Raw genomic sequence first — 14,251 nt, 5'->3', positions numbered from 1 at the left:
AATTCAATGGAGAGGTCATTATGTTACAACTAGAAACCTTCAACATATATATTCTCCTATGTGTAATCGCTCCAATTATTGGAGCTTTTCTGCTTACTTTTATATTTATTTTCGAAAAACAAATTGATAGCCTAGAGGAAGAAAAAAGAAATTTAGAGCTAAAGCAAGATTTACAAAGAGCCAATATTCTTCAGCTAAATCAGCAAATACAGCCCCATTTCTTTTTTAACGCATTAAATTCATTACTGAGCCTAGCCCGCATCAATCGAAAGGAAGATTTGGTAGCGGGCATTGAGGCCTTAGCAACGTTTTTTAAATTTAAATATAATAATCATGAGGTGTTAATTGCTTTAAAAAACGAGGTGCTATTTGTCGATAGCTATTTAAATATTCAACAGCTACGCTTTGGACATCGTTTGACGGTCCATAAGTATGTTGATGATGCAGCATTATCTGTACAAATACCACCATTTATTCTCCAGACCATTATTGAAAATGCATATAAACATGGCTTTGAAAAGCATATAGGACCTGCTGAACTTTTCATTTATATAAAGAAAATGGACAAGTTTTTATTAATAGAAATAAAAAATACACAACCATCAGAAAAGATAGAATCGGCTATTGAGCAAGTAGAAGATGAATTGCAGCAAGGTTATGGTCTTGAAAATATTAAAAAACGTCTCGAGCTTATTTATGGACTCGAAAGTATTTTATTTTCAATTCAAAACGATCAACATTTTTACACTGTAACGATCCATGTTCCCGCTTAGGCTTTCTACTAATTTGAATATGAAAGGAGAACCTCAACATGAATATATTAATCGCAGATGATGAGCCTTTAGAGCTTGAGCAAATGATTTATTTATTAAAGCCACATTTCCCTAATTGGACATTCCATACTGCTCAGGACGCTTCACAAGCTCTGCAATTAGCTAAAAAGCACCGTATGACTATCGCCTTTTTGGATATTCAAATGCCTGGGAAAGATGGAATCACTTTAAGTAAAGAGTTAAAAGAACTTTATGATGTAGATATTATAATGGTAACAGCCTATCAAACCTTTGAATATGCGCAGCAAGCGTTACGTATTGGAGTAAAGGACTATCTAACAAAGCCTGTTATTGCTAGTGAATTAAATGCTATTGTGGAGAAATATAAAGTATGGAGCTCTAACCATGATGCGATCCAAAGCGCTCTTTCCTATATTCATGAAAACTTTCATGAAAAACTGAGTTTAAATATTATTGCTGAAAAAATCCATTTGAACCCTAGTTATTTAAGTCGTAAGTTTTTGGAGGAGCAATCCATCGGCATTAATGAATATATTAATAATTATCGCCTAGAGATGGCCGTGAAGAAAATAAGTGAAAATCTGGATGCTAGTATGTCAGCAATTGCGGAGAGCTGTGGTTTTAATAGTCAACACTATTTTAGTGTAGCTTTTAAGAAAAAATATAATCAATCACCTCGTCAATACAAATCCTCTAAAACGAGTAAAGGTAATTGAAGATATGCTAAAGAAATTTTCATTGCTCGTACCATTTGCAAGTTTAAGCACAGCAGCAGGTGTCATCATACTTTTAGCGAGATGGATTAATGGTAATTTACTATTGTCCTCTCCTTCTGCCCTAATTTCGTATGGCTTTATGGCGGGCATTTGTTATACATTAGCGACAGCTATTTCATTTGTCATACTGGGCTCATTATTAAAAAAGAGTGATTACACACAAAACCAGCATACCCAAAGCTTTTTACTCTTTACGATACAGAAAAAATTGAGTGGTATAAATTTAAAAGTTATACGATTTTTTTACCTTTTAACAGGCATTGAACTTTGGTTAATACAATTAATAAGCATTAGTGTGTTATCTGAAATTATGTTAACCATACCAGTCCCTATCACCATTTTTTTATTTTTGGTGGGAATGTTACTTCTGGATCGCATGATGTCAGTGAAAAGTATATTGTGGCTAGAAATATTATTTATCATCGCTTTATTTTCTTTACTTATTTTTATCCCTATTTATTATTTTGTACAAAATGGTGCTAGCACCGTTTATGAAGGTATTCGCTTGTATCACCCTTATTTATTTTATTTTAAAAATAGTGAAATCCTGCTGTTCTATGTCATTATTCAACTAGCCGTTTTAGGACAAGTTCTCTTTGATAAATCCACATGGTATTTAATCGCCTTTATTAAGCCAAAAAAAGTACGTCGCAGCCTGTTTTCTTCAGGTGTGATTTTAGCTTTATTAACGCTATCCTTTACAGCAATTTTAATGATTGCTTTATACAGTGGCTCATTTGGTCAGTTTCAAATTCTAATTTTCACGTTTTTATATGAAGTACAGCCCGGGTTTCTGACATTTGCTTTCCTTGTCATTGTACTGTTGGCCATTGTCACAACCTTACTTGTAGATTTGCGGGCAACCAAACGATTTTTTGTGAAGAAAAGGCCCTATTACTTTTATTTAATTGGTCTACTCATCCTTTTATTTACCTTTTTCTTATCTATCGATTTAACGATTTTAGGAGTTATTTATTCTTTCGCATTTCTTCACATTACCATGCTACCATTTATGTTTATTCTTTTATTTACGAATCGTCATATTCATAAACATAACTGGCTTGTCATACTGTTTTCCATCATCATAGGGATCGGTGTTGGTTTAAGCTTCAATGCCCTTTACGGATTAGCAGCTAGCTTTATGATATCTAGTATTTATCAATTAATGCTACAAACAGAAACGGAAGATAAAAACGCCTGAATTCGCAAAATAGCGTGTTCAGGCGTTTGTCTTCTTTTAACTGATACAAATAATGAATATGCCAAATAATAGTAGACCAACAATGGCTGAACTAATGGAAATATAATGTCTTTTTTCTTCTCTACCATAGTAATAGTCAATGAAAATAGAACTGAAAACTATAACAGTTAGATAGCCTATTATTACGACGGTCAATAGGATCAACCCTTTCAGTACGAACAAACAGACCAAAACAATATTTACAATTTTAATGATCCAACTGACTCGCTGATGACCTTTATTAACATACCCTTTTGGAATGTTGAACTTTTTTCTCATTAATTTTTCGACAAAAAAATGACTAACGAATAAGACTACTAGAAATATAGATAAGCCCTTCATTCCAAAAGCTATATCATCTTCTTTTAGGGCAAGGTCTAAATAAGCCTTTGCCAAATCTTCATTATTTACTCGATAAAAGGATTTATTGTGATAATCCTCTATAACGATATATTCCTCGTTTAAAAATATTTTCATTTTAATTACTTGGCCATTTTCAAACTCTGCCCATACATCACGCATGGCTCCAAATCTAAATGGATTATCCCCATACATCTGTGTCACAGTGGCCTGCTGTAATAACTGTTGTAATAAATCCTTGTCATCATTCAGCTCAAATATTTTCTGGCCAATCGTCCATCCAGGTCTCCCTGCCATAAAGGTCTCCATATCCGCGTTGAAAATCATTGTATACCTTTTTATTGTTTCTTGCTGTGCTAACTCTACAAATGAAGTTTGTTTAGCTTGTTCGCCCCGTCCTAGTGGACCGAGTTCTATGATAAACAATAGCATAACAATCGTACCTAAAATAATTAATGGATATTGCCAGCGTCTTGTTGTAGGATTTACTCGGTGTACCTGTTGTGAAATATTTTTCTGTAATGACTGTGTAAATCGTGGCGTTGTGCCAAGCTCTTTATCCAACCTCTCCTTAAAAGCTGTCATCCATTAACACCTCCCAATCACTAGGGTTTAATTTAGACTGCAACATTTTCCTTGCTCGATGGAGCCTAGTTTTAACTGTATTTTCTGCACATAAAAGTATGTCAGCTATCTCTCGAACCTTTAATTCTTGATAATAATAAAGAATAATGACTTCTCTAAAAGTAATAGGTAAAGCAAATAATGCTATCGTTAATGTATTTTGCTCATCCTTCGCTAATAATGTCATTTCTGGTGTACGTTTATTTGCCCCTATATGTATTTTTTCAAATAATTCATGTCGCTTATTTTTCCAACTTCTTAAATAGTCATGACTTTTATGTACAGTGATTTTTACTAAATACGTCTTTAGAGAAGATCTTTGTTCGAAGCGATCCCGTTGACGATAATAGGCAAAAAATACATCTTGAACAATTTCCTCAGCTATCGCCCAGTCCTTTACATATAAATACGCCACTCGTAAACAATATTCTCCATGCTCCTCCATGACCTCCTCTAAATGCTCACTCACTGTAACACCTCCCATGTATATTCACTTTATAGTCGTAGTGAAGGGCCATTTGGTTTCCAAAAAAGAAATAATCTTTTCAAAAACTATGTTTCATTTAAACGATGGACATAATATTTCAAAAACATCACACAATAAAATGTGTTTCAACATTTGAAGGTGATGTTATTTTGAATAGATGTGAATAACTTATGCAAGAAGTAGTTTTGAGTTCATCCATTCAGGGAAATCATCATGTAAATAAGTATTATAAAGATTTGATTTAGTTGTTTTGATAGTGGATTTGTCCTTTTCGTATGCCAAGTCGCATACTTTTTTTCTTTTAACTCTTGAATAGCTAGTTAAAAAACTGTTATAGTGAGATTGTTTGTCTGACGTCTGACAAATTAAGTTCTTTGGTTGTTCTGCAAATTTTTAGATAGAACATAATGAACAAAAGAATATTTGTTGTCTTGAATTCAAACGCCCTAAATTATACTTATGGAGGAATTTATGAAATACTTAATATCCCTTTGTGGATTGCTACTTGTTTTTGGTTTAGCTCTGTTAATGAGTAAAAACAAAAAAGAAATAAAATATAAATATATATTGATTATGTTAATCATTCAATTTATATTAGCGGCTTTACTTCTAAATACAACGATTGGTTATGTTCTAATCAAAGGTATAACAAATGTATTTGATCATTTATTATCCTACGCAAATACAGGTATATCATTTGTTTTTGGTGGTTTAGCGAATGAAGGAGAATCCCCATTTTTCTTAGGTGTTTTATTACCAATTGTCTTTATATCTGTGCTAATTGGGATTTTACAGCATTTCAAAATCCTTCCTTTCCTCATGAGATGGATCGGTTATTTTTTAAGTAAAGTAAGTGGCATGGGAAAATTGGAGTCCTATAATGCTGTTGCTTCTGCAATGGTAGGTCAATCTGAGGTATTCATTACAGTCAAAAAACAACTAGACAAGGTCACTCCTCAGCGTATGTATACATTATGTGCATCCGCGATGTCGACCGTCTCGATGTCAGTTGTTGGCGCGTACATGACGATGATTGAACCAAAGTATGTCGTAACGGCGATTGTTTTAAACTTATTTGGTGGTTTTATAATTGTTTCCATCATTAATCCGTATACGGTAAAAGAAGAGGAAGATATCTTAACCATTGAAGATGAGCAGAAGCAAGCTTTCTTCCAAATGCTTGGTGAATATATTATGGATGGCTTTAAGGTAGCCATCATTGTTGGAGCCATGCTAATTGGTTTCGTAGCATTAATGGATTTAATCAATTCATTGTTTGATATGATTATCGGTGTTTCCTTCCAAGAAATATTAGGCTATATTTTTGCACCAATAGCTTTCCTAATGGGTATCCCATGGGCAGACGCTGTTTCAGCTGGTGGAATAATGGCCACTAAATTAGTAACGAATGAATTTGTTGCTATGATCAACCTTGGAGAAATTGAGAACACAATGAGCGAACGTACGCTAGGTATTATTTCAGTATTCCTAGTATCCTTTGCTAACTTTTCATCCATTGGTATTATTTCTGGGGCAGTCAAAGGGTTAAATGAAAGACAAGGAAATGTTGTTGCACGTTTCGGCTTAAAGTTGCTTTATGGAGCGACACTTGTAAGTATTTTAACGGCAATAATTGTTGGCTTGATTATTTAAATTGAATATGGGATTATTCTTAAAACTGCACTCGATGGTTGGGTGCAGTTTTTTTGTATTGTAACTTCCTATCATCTCACTTTGGCAAGACAAAATAGATATGTGGAAACGAGTATGCATTTAATTGTAATTTTATGGCAAAGGAAATTTACTTGTAGTATAAGTAAAGGTATGGGCACACGTGAACTGGAATAGCATAAAAAAGAACACTCATTTGTTTTAACTATTAAACAAATGAGTGTTCTTTCAGCTTTTCAACGTTCTGAATAATAGTTTAAAGAGGTTCTGCTCTTGAATGGGATCTATCCATTCCTTCACATCAAAAAATTTAACAATATTATTTAATGAAAAAGCGCAGAATACAATAGTACTAAAAAACTAAGTAGAGTGAAACTAAATAGAATTATTAGAGGTAATTTCTCTTTCCGTTCTTTGATTTGATTCATTCTAAGAAATAGTACAATACAAAGGGCGAGTGAAATACCAAAAAGAATAATAGGAACTATAGATAACAAAACTATTCTCCTTTTCTAATAATTAACATTGAGAACCTATCCAGAAAGGATCTGGATTTACTGTACCTGTCCATTTAATCCATAATCCACATTCCTTAACGCTTGATAGGTTTAAGGCGGTTGCCCCAATATCAATTAATCCTACTGCTATAATAGTAGCTAATCCAAGAGGAGGAGCAATAAAGGCTGCGATAGCAGCTCCAAGTGTAGCTATTCCCGCTCCAATTTGAATATAAGTTATTATCGTGGAAGCTTGACAGCTATTAAAGTAAGTATAGAATCCAACTGAAGTCTTTTCATACTTACTTTTACCGTTACATGCAGCTAATGGCTGTACAGAATTCATTAATTCTATGTCCTTTGAAGTAGTCTCAATTAAGTCTTCAGATACATTTTCTTTTCTAGCTGACTCTTCATCGAAATAAAAACTATTTTCATCATATATTACAAATGGCTGTATATCCAATGTATCCTTTATTATTTGATTATGTTCATTTACTTTTGATATTGCAAGCTTGATATCAGAATCTGTTGCACCTTGTTTTTTTGCTAAATTAATATCAATAGCAATATAGTCTCCATCAAAACCTATTGTTTTATCAAACTCATTATCTAATTCTAATACACTTGTAAGAATAGTTGATAAATTGTCTTTTTTTTCACCTTCTATTTGTGCCGCAGTTGCTGGAAACTGTGCTGTTATTGAAAACATTAAAATCATTGCAACGATTCCTGTAATAATTTTTTTCATTTTCAACCCATCCTTTTAATAATATGATTCCCAACACTTTGTGACAACCAATATCAAAAATAAACTATATTATTTCCATTTAGATACCCTCCTTCTAGTATATTAACACTTATAATATAACAAAAATTCACTAAAAAATACAAATATTTCTAATTATATACTAAATAAGCAATTATAAATAGATGGTTTCGACGTAGTGACCCCTAAAGCTGCTTGTAATTTCTAGGTTCTCGTGTTAAACGGGATCTTTGTCCCAACCAGCTTGAAACATGTTTATACAAGTAAGGGGAGAACAGTTTTGCAGCCGGGATCGAGTCCAATGGGCGCTACATTCTACCCCGACTAACGTTATAATAAGACCTATAACAAAAAGGCCAACTAGAAAAATCTGGATAACCTTATATTACGATCGGGTGCGATTGTTGAACTACATATAGCAAACTTTTTTAAAAGATAAAATCCATTTTAATCAATCTTTTTCACAATGGATTTTTTAATTTGCCGTAAAGTGTTGCTCTGTTCGATTTTAAAATACAAAAAGTGTTAAAAGAATTCCGTTTAATCATTGTATCTAAGGAGATTTTTAAAAATGAGAAGAAATAGTGAATGTGCCGAACCTGAAGATTTTTTAGTATTTCGTTATACTAATTTAAAAAGGACAAAACATATTAGTGATATAAAATATGTTTTGTCCTTTGATTTATTTATCTTTTTTAATTTAGGTTTTGATAACTAAGTTTTAGTAATGCACATTTGAAATTATGTCTCTTTATTTAACGACAATATTTACAAGTTTGCCTGGAATAACGATAACTTTTACTAAGTTCTTTCCAGCCATATATTCTTGTACTTTTTCATCTGCAAGCGCTATTTTTTCAATGTCTTCTTTTGAAGCATCTTTAGCTACGACGATTTTTGCACGAACTTTACCAGCAACTTGCACCGCTACTTCCACTTCATCATCTACAAGTTTTGACTCATCGTATGTTGGCCATTGCTCATACGAAAGTGTTCCTTCATGACCTAATAGCTTCCAAAGCTCTTCTGCGATATGTGGAGCCATTGGTGCCAACATTTTAACAAAGCCTTCCGCATAAGCTGTTGGGATTACTTCAGCTTTATAGCAATCGTTGATAAATACCATCATTTGTGAAATAGCCGTATTAAAGCGGATACCTTCATAATCCTCTGTCACTTTTTTCACTGTTTGGTGGTATGATTTTTCTAGTGTTGTATCATTAGACACTTGAATTTTCGCTGAAATCGTTCCATCCTCTTCATTGACAAGTAGACGCCAAATACGATCTAAGAAGCGACGTGCCCCATCTAAACCATTTGTAGACCAAGCTACAGAAGCCTCAAGTGGCCCCATGAACATTTCATAAAGACGTAATGTATCTGCACCATGTGACTCAATGATTTCGTCTGGGTTCACAACATTCCCCTTAGATTTAGACATTTTTTCATTACCTTCACCAAGAATCATACCTTGGTTAAATAATTTCTGGAATGGCTCTTTCGTATGAACAACGCCTAAATCATATAACACTTTATGCCAGAAGCGTGCGTATAGTAAATGCAATACAGCATGCTCTGCTCCACCAATATAAATATCAACTGGTAACCAGCGTTTTAGTAATTCTGGGTCTGCAATTGCTTCTGTATTGGTAGGATCGATATAGCGTAAGAAGTACCAGCTAGATCCTGCCCATTGCGGCATTGTATTTGTTTCACGGCGTCCTTTTTTACCTGTCTCTGGATCTACAACATTGACCCATTCTGAAATGTTTGCTAATGGTGATTCACCAGTGCCTGAAGGACGGATATTATCTGTTTTCGGTAGCATTAACGGTAATTCCGATTCTGGAACTGCTGTTATCCTACCATCTTCCCAATGGATCATTGGAATAGGCTCTCCCCAGTAACGCTGACGAGAGAATAGCCAGTCGCGCAGACGATAAGATATCTTCTTCTCTCCAACGCCTTTTTGCTCTAACCATTCAATAGCTTTAGCAATACCCTCTACTTTATTTAAGCCATTTAGGAAATCAGAGTTAATATGTTGCCCATCACCTGTAAATGCTTCTTTACTAATGTCCCCACCTTCAAGAACAGGAACAATGTCTAAGTTGAATGCTGATGCAAATTCATAGTCACGCTCATCATGTGCAGGAACCGCCATAATAGCACCTGTTCCATAAGACACTAATACATAGTCTGCAATCCAAATTGGCACTTTTTTACCGTTAATCGGATTTACTGCATAGGCACCTGTAAATACGCCAGTTTTTTCTTTTGCTAAATCTGTACGCTCTAAATCAGACTTCATTTTAACTTTTTCTAAATAAGTTTCAACCGCTTGACGCTGATCAGCTGTCGTTATTTGTTCCACTAATTTATGCTCAGGTGCAAGCACACAATATGTAGCGCCAAATAATGTATCAGGGCGAGTTGTGAACACGGTAAAGTTCTCATCAGTCCCATCGATACCAAATGTTACTTCTGCTCCTTCTGAACGTCCAATCCAGTTACGCTGCATATCTTTAATAGATTCTGGCCAATCAACTTCCTCTAAGTCATCAATTAAACGATCTGCATAGGCAGTAATTTTAAGCATCCATTGCTTCATTGGTCGACGTTCTACTGGATGCCCACCACGCTCTGATTTGCCATCAATTACTTCTTCATTCGCCAATACCGTACCAAGCGCTGGACACCAGTTAACAGCTACTTCATCCACATAAGCTAAACCTTTGTTATAAAGCTGAATAAAAATCCATTGTGTCCATTTATAATACTCTGGGTCAGTCGTGTTAATTTCACGATCCCAATCATAGCTGAAACCTAGCTCTTGAATTTGACGTTTAAATGTTGCAATATTTTTCGCTGTAAATTCCGCCGGATCATTGCCCGTATCAAGTGCATATTGCTCCGCTGGTAAACCAAACGCATCCCAGCCCATTGGATGTAATACATTATAGCCTTGCATACGTTTAAAGCGTGATAGAATATCTGTCGCCGTATATCCTTCTGGATGTCCTACGTGTAGTCCAGCGCCAGATGGATATGGGAACATATCTAATGCAAAGAATTTAGGCTTTTCTGTTTCATTTTCAGTTTTGAATGTTTTGTTATCAGCCCAATATTGCTGCCACTTTTTTTCAATTTGTTGATGATTAAAACTCATTTTTTTTCCTCCTTCAATGAATCTTGCTGCTCTTCATTAGAATTAACAAAATATTTAAAAAATAAAAAAACTCGCCCCTTCCTTATAGAAGGGACGAGAGAATTTGCACTCCCGCGGTACCACCCAAATTAGTGATTACACTCGGCTCAAGCTTCCTTAACGCGGAAGAAACGACACGCGCTATTTCACGCGGGCAGACTCAGTAGGCGAGTTCGATTTGCTTTCCTACTAGCTTTCACCAGCCGCTAGCTCTCTAAAAAGACCAACAAATCTACTATTCCTCATCACAGTCTTTACATGATATTGCATTTATTCTAATGGAAAGTATTGAAAAGCACAAGCCTTTGTTTACAGCTTACCCATTACTGAACAATTAATTCCTTTTTTTCCTCAGATTTAGAGAATTCTTTGCATTCATGAAAAGCAAAATGCTGACATCCAATACATCGATTTCTATCCAAATAGTTGAAGGCTCTTGTAATCGCTTCTCCTGTATGCTGATAAAAATGATGGGCTCCTATTTTATCGTAAAGGCCATTTTGCTGAAGGGCTATCTTTAAGTCATTCTGTACCCCTGTTACCAAAATGTTGCCACCCTGTGCTGTAAAATTGTCAATGATATTGCTAAAATATGCTTCACCCGTAGAGTCCATAAAGGGCACTTTCCCCATGCGTAATATCAAAACTCTAGATTGCTGTTGTAAAGTGCTTGCTATCGTTTGTTCAAATCTTTGTGCTGCACCAAAGAACAGTGGACCTTCAATAGTATACAAGCTAATTTGTGGACAATCATGCTGTTGGTGGACGACATGAGGCTGTACCTTCTCGCTTTTATTCGAATGGTCTGGTAGTACCTTTGTCACAACAAGCTTTTCACTCATTCGTTTTGCAAACAATAGCACGGCTAACACAAGCCCTATTTCTACAGCTAATGTAAGGCTAGTAAATACGGTTAATAAAAAGGTAATTAATAATACGAGCGAATCACCCGATTTCGATTTTATAATATGAGCAAAATGCTTACGTTCACTCATATTCCAGGCGACTACCATTAATACGGGTGCCATACTTGCTAAAGGTATATGGGAAGCATATGGTGCTAATAACAATAAGGTGATTAATACAAACACACCATGGATGATACCCGACATTGGGGATACTGCCCCTGTTTTAATGTTAGTTGCAGTACGAGCAATCGCTCCTGTCGCAGGTATTCCTCCAAACATCGGCGTTACGATATTGGCAATCCCTTGACCGATTAGCTCTCGATTACTATTATGCTTGCTATTCGTCATCCCGTCTGCCACGACTGCAGATAATAACGACTCGATACCTCCAAGCATCGCGATGACAAATGCAGGTCCAATAAGCTGTTGTAGGCGCTCGATTGTAATAGTAGGTATTGCGAAATTGGGTAATGTATTAGGTATTTGACCATAGGCTGTGGCAATCGTAGCCACTTGACCTGAAAAAAAGAAAGTCGCCACAAGAGTGGAGACTATAATCCCCACTAATGCACCGGGAACCTTTGGAAACAATTTAGGTGTCATCATTATTGTTATGAAACAAATGACTGCTGTTAAAATACTGAAAATATTAGTAGTCCCAATTTGCTTTCCTATCTCTTGAATATTCGCTATAAAATACTCATGTCTTGTCATATTGGTTAGTCCTAAAAAATTGGCAATTTGACCTGTAAAAATAATTACTGCTATACCTGCTGTAAAACCAATTGTTACAGGACGGGGAATAAATTTTATTAAGGTCCCTAGCTTAAAAACGCCCATTAAGCAAAGCAATACCCCCGCCATTAAACCTGCCAGTAATAAATCCTCATAGCCATACGTTAGGACAATTCCTAAAAGAATCGGCACAAAAGCCCCTGTAGGTCCTCCAATTTGATATTTTGATCCACCAAAAATGGAAATCAAAACACCTGCAATACAAGCCGTATAAATGCCATATTCAGGCTTTACACCTGATGCAATAGCAAAGGACATAGCAAGTGGAATAGCAACGATTCCAACAATGATTCCGGACAATAAATCCTTTTTAGCATGATGGACTGAATACCCTTCAAAACGTCCTGTAAACAGTGACTTCATAGATAAATCTTCCCTTCCCAATAATAAGCAAAGCATAACTTTTCCACATTATGGAGGTTACTTATTTTCTTCGTCACTATCATTACTTGTCATTTCCTCTAATCTTGAAATGGTATGAACTAAATGGTTATTAAAAATATCCTTGGCCACACCAAGTAATTCACCAATCATCGGATCGCTTAAAGAATAGTAAACTTTCTTGCCTTCTTTCACTCCATAAACGATATTTTTAGCGCGTAATACACTTAGCTGCTGAGAAACGGCGGATCCCTCTTTCTCTAAGCAATCTTGAATCTCATTGACACTCTTCTGACCTTCTACAAGAAGTTCCAGTATTCTAATACGCAATGGATGTGCTAACGCTTTAAAAAAATCTGCCTTAAACTGCTGCAATCCTTCTTCCATAAAATAAATCCCCCCATACAACTACATATTCAAATATTTGAATATGTATGATTGTAAGCCTATATTAATAATTTTTCAATATCCACTATGAAAAAAAGAGCAAACCAAGAGTGTAACACTCGATTTGCTCTTTACATTTATTCACTATGAATCTACTACTATGTTGTTCTTCTTGAGAGGATAATCATAAATAAGACATGGTATAATCGCGAACAGCACAATGACTACTAAAGTTAAAACGAGAGGAATCATGCCATATTGATCCACCATAATTCCGCCAAACAAAGGACCGATCATACGTCCACCAGTCGCAGCACTGTTAATAATACCCTGATAGAAGCCTTGTCGACCTTTTGGCGCAAGTTGATTTGCAATAGTTGGTAATGCTGGTGTATAAAACATTTCTCCGAAAGTTAAGACAAGCATGGCTACACCAAACATTTTAAAATCACTCGCAAACGCTATAATACCAAAGGATATGGCGATTAAGATGACACCAAAAACCAATTGACGTTTTAACTGATGCTCCCAACGTTTGATAAGCGGTGCAATGAGCGGCTGCCCTATCACAATTAGCAGACCGTTAATCGTCCATAGTAAACTATACTGCTTTAATCCTAAACCTAAATCTTGCGTATAGGATGAAATTGTTGCACTCCATTGCGAATAGGCTAGCCAACATAAAACGGAGGATGAACTAATAATTAATAAGGCATAGAATGGTGCCTTGTTAATGATTCGCTTACTTTCACCAACCACATTCTTCGGTGCAATACTCCCTACCTCTAAACGTTTAAATGTCAGCAAAGCAATAATAAAGAATAAAATATACATCCCTAAATTGACCTTAAACACGTAGTCAAATTGATAATCGGCCACGATACCTGCAAGTGCAGGACCTACAGCTACACCGACATTTTGAGCCAAATAGATGGCATTAAAGGCCTTGCGTCCACCCTCTGGCCAGGCTGCCCCAGCCAATGCAAACATACTAGGAAAAACAATCCCCCCACTAAAGCCTAATATCGTTAAAAACCATACATAATGCGGCCACCCGTGCCAAAGCGTTAAACCTATTAATGAAGCAATTGTTAAAAGGATTCCAAGCATGATGGCTTTATAGCCACCTATTCTATCAAATAGATAACCACCTAATAGATTGCCTAAAACACCTGCAGCAGAATTTAGCATCAGCACAAAGCCAGCCATCGCCAGCGTTTTCCCTAAATAATCATGCATATATATGGCATTTAAAGGCCATAAAAATGAGTTGCCTGTTGTGTTCACAAGCATTCCGATAATTAAAAACCAAACACGTTTTGGCATTTGATGTCCTCCATTATTTCGCGTCTCT

Annotated in this window: 11 protein-coding genes and 1 other annotated feature; of the genes, 4 read left to right on the top strand and 7 right to left on the bottom strand. The window is 35.6% G+C overall.

All coding sequences use genetic code 11. The annotated features are described in order from the left end of the window. Window positions 1-20: 20 nt before the first annotated feature. The 3 genes from KVT27_RS12225 to KVT27_RS12215 are packed head-to-tail and all read left to right on the top strand — an operon-like array spanning window position 21 to window position 2,771. On the top strand, window positions 21-773 hold the full coding sequence (locus KVT27_RS12225; RefSeq protein WP_008176667.1) for a sensor histidine kinase: 753 nt from the start codon (window positions 21-23) through the stop codon (window positions 771-773). Window positions 774-811: 38 nt separating this feature from the next. Beyond that, window positions 812-1,510 carry a response regulator transcription factor gene (locus tag KVT27_RS12220; RefSeq protein ID WP_036119703.1) on the top strand — a complete coding sequence of 233 codons (699 nt, stop codon included), beginning with the start codon at window positions 812-814 and terminating at the stop codon, window positions 1,508-1,510. A 4-nt stretch (window positions 1,511-1,514) separates the two neighbouring features. Beyond that, window positions 1,515-2,771: a permease gene (locus KVT27_RS12215; protein WP_217581411.1), complete on the top strand. Its 1,257-nt coding sequence runs from the start codon at window positions 1,515-1,517 to the stop codon at window positions 2,769-2,771. 36 nt (window positions 2,772-2,807) lie between these two features. Here the strand turns inward: KVT27_RS12215 and KVT27_RS12210 are convergent, their stop codons facing one another. After that, on the bottom strand, window positions 2,808-3,755 hold the full coding sequence (locus KVT27_RS12210; RefSeq protein WP_036149472.1) for a DUF4181 domain-containing protein: 948 nt from the start codon (window positions 3,753-3,755) through the stop codon (window positions 2,808-2,810). Beyond that, entirely contained in the window at window positions 3,742-4,263 is a 522-nt protein-coding gene (locus KVT27_RS12205; RefSeq protein ID WP_052059889.1) for a sigma-70 family RNA polymerase sigma factor, read from the bottom strand. Before KVT27_RS12205 ends, KVT27_RS12210 begins: the two co-directional genes overlap by 14 nt. Window positions 4,264-4,752: 489 nt before the next feature. Here KVT27_RS12205 and KVT27_RS12200 point away from each other — a divergent pair, with 489 nt between their 5' ends. Then, window positions 4,753-5,934 (top strand): NupC/NupG family nucleoside CNT transporter, encoded by a 1,182-nt coding sequence (locus KVT27_RS12200; RefSeq protein ID WP_036119714.1) that lies wholly within the window; start codon window positions 4,753-4,755, stop codon window positions 5,932-5,934. Between the two features lie 537 nt (window positions 5,935-6,471). Here the strand turns inward: KVT27_RS12200 and KVT27_RS12195 are convergent. The 5 genes from KVT27_RS12195 to KVT27_RS12175 all read right to left on the bottom strand — a co-directional run bounded on the left by KVT27_RS12195 (window position 6,472) and on the right by KVT27_RS12175 (window position 14,223). After that, the gene (locus KVT27_RS12195) at window positions 6,472-7,200 is read right to left on the bottom strand and encodes a hypothetical protein (protein WP_225316115.1); all 729 of its coding nucleotides are present in this window, start codon (window positions 7,198-7,200) and stop codon (window positions 6,472-6,474) included. A 769-nt stretch (window positions 7,201-7,969) separates the two neighbouring features. Beyond that, complete coding sequence (gene leuS / locus KVT27_RS12190) at window positions 7,970-10,387, bottom strand: leucine--tRNA ligase (protein ID WP_217581410.1); 2,418 nt, start codon at window positions 10,385-10,387, stop codon at window positions 7,970-7,972. An 86-nt stretch (window positions 10,388-10,473) separates the two neighbouring features. Continuing rightward, window positions 10,474-10,684: a binding site (T-box leader), on the bottom strand. 65 nt (window positions 10,685-10,749) lie between these two features. Next, window positions 10,750-12,492: a SulP family inorganic anion transporter gene (locus KVT27_RS12185; RefSeq protein ID WP_217581409.1), complete on the bottom strand. Its 1,743-nt coding sequence runs from the start codon at window positions 12,490-12,492 to the stop codon at window positions 10,750-10,752. Window positions 12,493-12,549: 57 nt separating this feature from the next. After that, window positions 12,550-12,897, bottom strand: coding sequence for an ArsR/SmtB family transcription factor (locus KVT27_RS12180; protein ID WP_008176651.1), 348 nt, complete (start codon window positions 12,895-12,897; stop codon window positions 12,550-12,552). Between the two features lie 144 nt (window positions 12,898-13,041). Beyond that, window positions 13,042-14,223 (bottom strand): MDR family MFS transporter, encoded by a 1,182-nt coding sequence (locus KVT27_RS12175; protein ID WP_036119723.1) that lies wholly within the window; start codon window positions 14,221-14,223, stop codon window positions 13,042-13,044. Window positions 14,224-14,251 lie beyond the last annotated feature (28 nt).

It is taken from the genome of Lysinibacillus sp. GbtcB16 (genome assembly GCF_019091145.1).
In the GTDB taxonomy this organism is placed as follows: domain Bacteria; phylum Bacillota; class Bacilli; order Bacillales_A; family Planococcaceae; genus Lysinibacillus; species Lysinibacillus fusiformis.
This window is presented reverse-complemented; position numbering and strand designations above follow the sequence as displayed.

Excerpts from the sequence above, each read along its gene's own strand:
- KVT27_RS12200 (WP_036119714.1), top strand. The coding sequence starts at position 4,753 with ATGAAATACTTAATATCCCTTTGTGGATTGCTACTTGTTTTTGGTTTA.
- KVT27_RS12220 (WP_036119703.1), top strand. The coding sequence starts at position 812 with ATGAATATATTAATCGCAGATGATGAGCCTTTAGAGCTTGAGCAAATG.
- KVT27_RS12175 (WP_036119723.1), bottom strand. The coding sequence starts at position 14,223 with ATGCCAAAACGTGTTTGGTTTTTAATTATCGGAATGCTTGTGAACACA.
- KVT27_RS12195 (WP_225316115.1), bottom strand. The coding sequence starts at position 7,200 with ATGAAAAAAATTATTACAGGAATCGTTGCAATGATTTTAATGTTTTCA.
- KVT27_RS12180 (WP_008176651.1), bottom strand. The coding sequence starts at position 12,897 with ATGGAAGAAGGATTGCAGCAGTTTAAGGCAGATTTTTTTAAAGCGTTA.
- leuS (WP_217581410.1), bottom strand. The coding sequence starts at position 10,387 with ATGAGTTTTAATCATCAACAAATTGAAAAAAAGTGGCAGCAATATTGG.
- KVT27_RS12210 (WP_036149472.1), bottom strand. The coding sequence starts at position 3,755 with ATGACAGCTTTTAAGGAGAGGTTGGATAAAGAGCTTGGCACAACGCCA.
- KVT27_RS12225 (WP_008176667.1), top strand. The coding sequence starts at position 21 with ATGTTACAACTAGAAACCTTCAACATATATATTCTCCTATGTGTAATC.
- KVT27_RS12215 (WP_217581411.1), top strand. The coding sequence starts at position 1,515 with ATGCTAAAGAAATTTTCATTGCTCGTACCATTTGCAAGTTTAAGCACA.
- KVT27_RS12185 (WP_217581409.1), bottom strand. The coding sequence starts at position 12,492 with ATGAAGTCACTGTTTACAGGACGTTTTGAAGGGTATTCAGTCCATCAT.